This window comes from Coprobacter fastidiosus (genome assembly GCF_982245605.1).
In genome coordinates, this window is sequence record NZ_CEVCIF010000073.1 from 1 (window position 1) to 6,098 (window position 6,098).

Below are 6,098 nucleotides of genomic sequence, written 5' to 3' on the forward strand. Positions count from 1 at the left end.
AACTGCCTGCAAATAACTCAATTATACACAAAAACTTTTTTGAATAAAAAGCTACGTGATGTGGGATGTTGAGCTTTCTTTCATTTTAAAATAACTTCTAGCCTATTCGCTGACTCTGTTTAGAAACATTATAATTACATGACATGTAAAACAAAAGAAAAAGTCAAAAAGAAACTCTAACAAGTAACAAATAGCTATCCGACAATCAGCAGCAACTCTTTCGAAACATCATCGGCAACATCTTTACCTTTTAACATAGAAACTATACCGATAGCAAATTTCAAAGAATCGGCTGCTCCACGCCCGGTAATAACATTATCTTGAATTTCTATCGGCAGCCCTGTATAAGTAGCACCCTGTAAAAAATTCATGTATGCAGGAAGAGCTGTTGCATTCTTTTCATTTAAAATGCCTAACTCTCCTAATATGGCAGGAGATTCTCCGATAGCTGCAATGTAGCGTCCCTGATTATAATGTTCCAAAATATCCATTTTCAAAGAATCATTCATAAAAAGATCCTTCGTACTACCAATTCCTCCGGGCAAAATAAAAAATTCAGAGTTATCCCATTTTGTTTTAGAATACAGGACATCCGCCATTAACGTAATGCCATGTTCACCAATTACAGCACGCTCCTCTCCCATCGAAACTATTTTTAAATCTATTTTTGCCCGACGTAAAATATCAATAATCGTAACTGCTTCAATTTCCTCAAAACCATTGGAAAGAAATAAATAAGATGTTTTCATATCAATTATATATTATGATTTATACTACACTTAGAACAACCGAAAAGAAATGTTTGTTCTATATAATATTTCCAAGAAATAGAAGATAATTCATTGTAATATATAAAAGATTAAGGACTGATATACCCCTTTTCAATAACAGAAAACATTCTTTTAACAAAAAAAGCCTTATATTTGCTTGGAAATCTTATATTTCTTGCTATTACAAATAGATATTTAATATGAAAAGTTTTTTCAAAACGACATTTGCCTGTGTATTAGGTGTTTTTATTGCCGGGATATTACTATTCTGGCTCTTCATCGGCTCAGTTATAAGTCTCGCAACTTTTTCGACAACTCCGAGTTACACCTCTAAAGAAAACACCATCTTAATATTGAAATTAGAAGGAGAACTTACCGAACGAGCAAAAGATGACCCATTAAATATTTTAAATTCAGGAGAATATATTCCGAAAGCAGGATTAGACGAAATATTAAAAGCTATTCAGATCGCCAAATGGGACAATAATATCACTGGTATTTATTTGGATATTTCAAATTTTACTGGAGGTTATGCCTCTATTGAAGAAATACGTAATGCTCTATCCGATTTCAAAAAAAGTGGTAAATTTATTGTGGCGTATGCCGACATGTACACCCAAAGAGAATATTATTTGGCAACTGCAGCCGACTGGGTGTTCATGAATACTATTGGAATGCTGGATTTTAGAGGATTAAGCACGACTCCCACTTTTTATAAAAATACATTAGATAAAATAGGGGTTGAAATGCAAGTATTTCGCGTAGGGACTTACAAATCTGCCGTAGAGCCTTATATAACTACTCAGATGAGTGAAGCAAATCGAAAACAAACCGCATCATACTTAAACTCGATATGGGAAACTATTATCTCTGACATCGCAGAAGAACGTCAAATAGAGAAACACATACTGAATGATTATGCCGACTCATTAGTTTCTTTACAAGAGCCTCAATGGGTACAGAAAACCAAACTTGTGGATTCTTTATTATACCGTCCGGAAGTAGAATCCTTTTTAACGCAGCTTTGCGGTGTCGAAAATATTAATGATATCAATTGGGCATCACCAACGGATATTGTATCTACAGCTAAAAAAATCAAATCAAAAGATCGAATTGCCATAGTATATGCAGTAGGTAGCATAGACGGAATATCTTCGAACGGCATTATATCTGACAAACTGGTACGAACTCTAAAAGAAGTTCAAGACGACGAGTCTGTAAAAGGTGTTGTACTTAGAGTAAATTCTCCCGGAGGAAGTGCTTTCGGATCTGAACAGATCTGGCATGCGGTAGAACAGTTGAAACAAACAAAGCCTGTTGCCGTATCAATGGGTGATTATGCCGCTTCTGGAGGCTATTATCTATCTTGCGGAGCAAATCGTATTTTTGCAAATCCCGCAACACTAACCGGTTCAATAGGGATATTTGGACTCGTACCAAATGCGCAAAAGTTACTTTCAGAGAAAATCGGATTATCATTTGACGAGGTAAAAACAAACAAATACGGAGCTTTCCCTACCATAGAACGCCCTATGACAAATGATGAAAAACAGAAAATGCAAACATACATAAATCGTGGGTATGATCTCTTTATAAAACGTTGTGCCCAAGGACGAAAAATGTCGGTCGATCAAATAAAAAATATTGCAGAAGGACGAGTATGGAGTGGTAAAGATGCTTTAAAAATCGGATTAATAGACGAACTCGGTGATATGCAGAAAGCAACCGAATGGATTGCAAAAAAATGTGACATAACAGATTATGAAGTTATTGAATATCCAAAGAAAAAAAGTTTTTACGAAGAACTGATGAATGAACTTAGAAATGGAGTGTCACAATCTTTTATGCGATTATTTTTGGGTAATGAATATCAGTATAAAAAAATTTTAGACCAAATAAAGCAGATCGACCCGATTCAAGCTCAAATGGAAAATATAGAACTAGAATAACAAATAATACTAAAGCTCATAAAGAATGCTGGAGGAGGAAAATGTAAAGCTATATAAGTGGTTATCTCCGTTTTCCCTCATTTACGGATTAGGAGTAAGATTGAGAAATAAACTTTTCGATTGGGATATTTTACGTAGCAAAAGTTATGATATACCTATCCTATCTGTAGGTAATATCACAGTGGGAGGCACAGGGAAAACACCGCATATCGAATATTTAATACGATTATTGGCTTCTTCATATCGGATTGCCATTTTGAGCCGAGGGTATAAAAGAAAAACCAGAGGATTTGTTCTAGCAACCCATTCTTCTACAGCCAAAGAAATCGGAGATGAACCTTTTCAAATAAAACATAAATTTCCGGAAATCGTAGTGGCCGTAGATAGTAACCGTCGAAGAGGTATAGAAAAGCTAATGCGACTCACGCCCGAAATCGATGTCATTTTATTAGATGACGCTTTCCAGCATAGATATGTGGCACCATCTACATCTATCTTACTATCCGATTTTAATCGGATGATTTATGAAGATAAACTTCTCCCATATGGTAGATTAAGAGAACCGATAGGAGAAAAATCTCGTGCACAGATCGTTATTGTAACTAAATGTCCTAAAGATATAAAACCTATAGATTTCAGAATTATTTCGAAACGTCTGCAATTATATCCATATCAACGATTATATTTTACCGGATTATGTTACGATGAATTAATTCCTTTATTTCCGAATGAAATTCACAATCCCATATCCATAACAAATATAAAAAAAGATAAAGCTTTACTGATCTCTGGGATTGCTTCACCCCAACCGTTTATACAATATATTCAAAACTTTGTATCTAAGACAGAGAGTTTATGTTTTCCGGATCATCATAGTTTCAGTGCGAAAGACATAGAAAAAATCCGGAACAGAGCATTAAAAATGAAGAATGGCAATACTTTGCCCCATATAATCGTGACAGAAAAAGATGCAGCCAGACTAATTCATAACCCTCATTTAACGAATGAAATAAAACAAAATCTATATTATCTGCCACTCAAAATATGCTTCTTACAAGATCAAGGCACAGCTTTTGATGCACAAATAAAAGATGTTATAACCAAAAACAGGAAAAATTATATTCCCAAAACTATAAAAACTTCTTAATCAAAAGGAGCGTCACGACATCGTTTGGGAAAAAATTAGAGTTCTTATTCAAAGTTTTTCGCTATATTTGTTATCAAATAAATTATCTAAAAAACCGAATTAGCTATGATTGAAAAAATTAAAGAAACTGCGGCATTTATTAAAGAACGGTTCTCTATTATCCCTGAAACAGCAATAATATTAGGTACAGGTTTAGGCGAACTGGTAAACCATATCACCGACCAGAAAGAACTGGCATATAAAGATATTCCTAATTTCCCGATCTCTACGGTAGAAGGACATAGCGGAAAACTCATTTTCGGGAAACTGGGCACTAAAGACATCATGGCTATGCAAGGCCGATTCCATTTTTATGAAGGCTACGATATGAAACAAGTAACTTTCCCGGTGCGCGTCATGAAACAATTAGGTGTAAAAACTCTATTCGTTTCAAATGCTGCCGGAGGAATGAACCCTACTTTTAAAGTAGGAGACCTAATGGTGATACGTGATCATATTAACTTATTCCCGGAACATCCGTTGCATGGGAAAAATTATAATGAGCTCGGTCCTCGATTCCCAGATATGAGTGAAGCTTATTCTAAACGACTCATTAAAAAAGCTTTTGAGATCGCAGAAAAAAACAACATATATTTACAACAGGGCGTATATGTAGGGACACAAGGGCCTACCTTCGAAACTCCTGCAGAATACAAGTATTTCAAAATCATAGGTGGTGATGCCGTTGGAATGTCTACTGTTCCTGAAGTAATCGTTGCCCGTCATAGTGATATGGAAGTCTTTGCAATATCAGTCATCACCGACCTCGGAGTCGAAGGTATTGTAGAAAAAGCTTCTCACGAAGAAGTTCAAAAAGCCGCAGCCCTGGCTCAACCTAAAATGACATTAATAATGAAAGAACTCGTAGAACAGTTCTAAAAGATATATTTGACAAAATGCGGAGTACTTTACAGATAAAGACTCCGCATTTTGCTAACCCAATTAAATAAAATGGAAGAATTTAAACGTACAGAAATAGCATCTCTTGGTGAATTTGGACTTATCGACCATTTAACCAAACATGTAGAAGTAAAAAACAACTCTACACTAAAAGGTATCGGGGATGACGCTGCCGTACTCGACTATAAAGAAAAACAAGTATTAGTAACAACCGATCTGCTACTTGAAGGTATCCACTTCGACTTAACTTATGTTCCTTTAAAACATTTAGGATATAAGTCAGCCGTTGTTAATTTTTCAGACATTTATGCAATGAATGGACAGCCGAAACAAATTACTGTTTCCTTAGGCATTTCAAAACGTTTCTCGGTCGAAGATTTAGAACAACTATATGCCGGTATTCAACTTGCTTGTGATGTTTACCATGTAGATCTGATCGGAGGAGATACTTCCGCTTCTCTCACCGGGTTGGCAATTAGCATTACTTGTATAGGTGAAGCAAATAAAGAAAAGATTGTATATAGGAATGGAGCCAGAGAAAATGACTTGATCTGCGTAAGTGGAGATCTAGGTGCTGCTTATATGGGGTTACAATTGCTCGAACGTGAAAAAAAGGTTTTTGCTGGAGAAAAAAATTTTCAACCTGCTTTTGAAGGTAGAGAGTACCTCCTCGAGAGACAATTAAAACCGGAAGCTCGTAAAGATATTATCGAAGAACTAGCAAAACGGAATATTGTACCAACAGCAATGATGGATATTTCGGACGGACTCTCTTCCGAATTATTGCATATATGTAGACAAAGTAATACCGGATGTCGTATTTATGAGGAACGAATCCCCATAGATTACCAAACAGCCGTTATGGCGGAAGAATTCAATATGAGTCTTATCACTGCGGCTCTTAATGGTGGAGAGGATTATGAACTGCTATTTACCGTACCGCTGGCTAAACATGATGACATTTCAGCTCTTCCGGGTATTCGTATTATAGGTCATATTACAGCACCTTCCCTTGGGGCTTATATGATTACCAGAGACGGTGCTGAGATAGAATTAAAAGCTCAAGGCTGGAACTCTCTCAGCAAAGAAAATTAAAATATAGCCGACAAAATGTTGTGCAAATATAAAATTATTTATATCTTTGCACACGCAAAAACGATGGTGCCATAGCTCAGTTGGTAGAGCAAAGGACTGAAAATCCTTGTGTCCCCGGTTCGATTCCTGGTGGCACCACTGAAAAAGGGAGATTCAGTAAATAGCATAAAATTAGCCAACTAATTCATACACAAAATG

The 6,098-nt window shown here is 35.9% G+C and carries 5 protein-coding genes and 1 tRNA gene; 5 read left to right on the forward strand and 1 reads right to left on the reverse strand.

The genetic code is table 11. The annotated features are described in order from the left end of the window. Window positions 1-194 precede the first annotated feature (194 nt). On the reverse strand, window positions 195-749 hold the full coding sequence (locus tag AC0UMU_RS13080; protein WP_009319701.1) for a DJ-1/PfpI family protein: 555 nt from the start codon (window positions 747-749) through the stop codon (window positions 195-197). A gap of 221 nt (window positions 750-970) precedes the next feature. Between AC0UMU_RS13080 and sppA the strand changes: the two genes are divergently transcribed. The 5 genes from sppA to AC0UMU_RS13105 all read left to right on the forward strand — a co-directional run bounded on the left by sppA (window position 971) and on the right by AC0UMU_RS13105 (window position 6,038). Next, on the forward strand, window positions 971-2,719 hold the full coding sequence (gene sppA, locus AC0UMU_RS13085) for a signal peptide peptidase SppA (protein ID WP_009319700.1): 1,749 nt from the start codon (window positions 971-973) through the stop codon (window positions 2,717-2,719). Between the two features lie 28 nt (window positions 2,720-2,747). Next, the gene (gene lpxK, locus AC0UMU_RS13090) at window positions 2,748-3,866 is read left to right on the forward strand and encodes a tetraacyldisaccharide 4'-kinase (RefSeq protein ID WP_278715845.1); all 1,119 of its coding nucleotides are present in this window, start codon (window positions 2,748-2,750) and stop codon (window positions 3,864-3,866) included. A gap of 105 nt (window positions 3,867-3,971) precedes the next feature. Next, complete coding sequence (locus AC0UMU_RS13095; protein ID WP_009319698.1) at window positions 3,972-4,784, forward strand: purine-nucleoside phosphorylase; 813 nt, start codon at window positions 3,972-3,974, stop codon at window positions 4,782-4,784. Between the two features lie 72 nt (window positions 4,785-4,856). Then, a complete protein-coding gene (gene thiL, locus AC0UMU_RS13100) occupies window positions 4,857-5,900 on the forward strand; it encodes a thiamine-phosphate kinase (protein WP_122337455.1) in 1,044 nt (347 codons plus the stop codon). 65 nt (window positions 5,901-5,965) lie between these two features. Further along, window positions 5,966-6,038 (forward strand) — tRNA-Phe (locus tag AC0UMU_RS13105). Window positions 6,039-6,098: the final 60 nt, after the last annotated feature.

Bases quoted from the DNA above. Each gene is read 5' to 3' on its own strand.
- AC0UMU_RS13080 (WP_009319701.1), bottom strand. From the start codon at position 749: ATGAAAACATCTTATTTATTTCTTTCCAATGGTTTTGAGGAAATTGAA.
- sppA (WP_009319700.1), top strand. From the start codon at position 971: ATGAAAAGTTTTTTCAAAACGACATTTGCCTGTGTATTAGGTGTTTTT.
- AC0UMU_RS13095 (WP_009319698.1), top strand. From the start codon at position 3,972: ATGATTGAAAAAATTAAAGAAACTGCGGCATTTATTAAAGAACGGTTC.
- thiL (WP_122337455.1), top strand. From the start codon at position 4,857: ATGGAAGAATTTAAACGTACAGAAATAGCATCTCTTGGTGAATTTGGA.